We start from the raw sequence: 1248 nt of genomic DNA, 5'->3' as shown, positions 1-1248 counted from the left end.
GACAGCACGGTGACCATCGGCACCGGCTTCACGGCGGGCACGGCGGCGAAGGAAATCACCTTCAGCGATGTCTTTACCGGCAACAGTATCAGCGGGGCAGAAAACATCGGTTCACAAAGCGTGGTGTGGAACGCGCAGGGGTATAACAACGCCGACGGCAACGTGGATGTCACTCTGACCAAAAACGACTACGTGGCGGTCATCAGCGACCAGAGCGTGGCGGGCGTGGCTGCGGCACTGGATAACGGCTACACCAGCAACAGCCTGTACAGCAGCCTGAATGTCTCCACCTCTGCCGAACTGGACCGGGCGCTGAAACAGGTGTCCGGTGCTCAGGCGACGGCGCTTAACCGGGAAGCGCGTATTCTGGGCCAGCGTTTCACCCGCCTGGCGGCAGAGGCCCCGGTTACCACCGACACGGGCCTGTCGTTCAACGTGGTGGCAAAAGGCGACCGGCGGGCCGAAATGGCTAACAAGGTCACCTACGACATGGTGGCGCTGGGCCAGCGCTTTGAGAGTGGTTTTGGTGAACTGGAGGCGCACTACGGTATGGCCCGGCTGTCCGGCAGTGGCGGTAACGCCATGAGCCGGGCTGGTGACAACGGGCTGACGGGCGGTTACAGCCAGTTCTTCGGGCTGAGCCACCACCTGAACCTGGGAGATAACCTGGGCTGGCACAACAGCCTGCGTTACGACCGCCACCAGCTGGACAGCCGCCGCGACATCCGCTTTGAAGGGGTGCACAACAGTGCGCGCAGCGACGTGCACATTCAGCAGCTGGCGCTGCGCAGTGAAGGGGCGAAAACCCTGGCCATTGGCGATAACCTGCGTGTGAAACCGTTCGCTGGCGTGGCGCTGCGCCACCAGATGACCGGCGGCATGCAGGAGCGCGGAGCAGGGGATTTCAACCTGAGCATGAGCCGTTACACGGAAACGGCGGTGGACGCGGTAACCGGGCTGCAGCTGAACTGGTCCGGCGACCGTGGCTGGGGCGCGCAGGCAGTACTGGAAGCGGGGCCGAACCTGGCATTCAGCCGCCAGGGGCGCACGGCCAGCCTGGCAGGGGCCTCCGGGCAGCAGTTCCGGGTGGAAGACGGCAAACGTGGTGGCGGGGTGAACAGCCAGGCCACGGCGGGTGCGCACTACCGCCAGGGCAGCCTGGATATCGGGGCGAATGCGTTCCACTGGCGTGAAGACGGCGCACAGGACAAAGGCTTCCTGTTAAACCTGACGCACCATTTCTGATAA

General features: G+C 63.9%; 1 protein-coding gene. It reads left to right on the top strand.

The annotated features are described in order from the left end of the window. Nucleotides 1–1245 (top strand): autotransporter outer membrane beta-barrel domain-containing protein (locus DES37_RS25445; protein WP_146211558.1); only part of this gene is annotated, 1245 nt, incomplete at its 5' end. Nucleotides 1246–1248: the final 3 nt, after the last annotated feature.

This window comes from Mangrovibacter plantisponsor (assembly GCF_003182475.1).
Taxonomy (GTDB): Bacteria; Pseudomonadota; Gammaproteobacteria; order Enterobacterales; family Enterobacteriaceae; genus Mangrovibacter; species Mangrovibacter plantisponsor.
The sequence above is the reverse complement of the archived record's forward strand: the minus strand, read 5'-3'. Positions and strand labels throughout refer to the sequence as shown.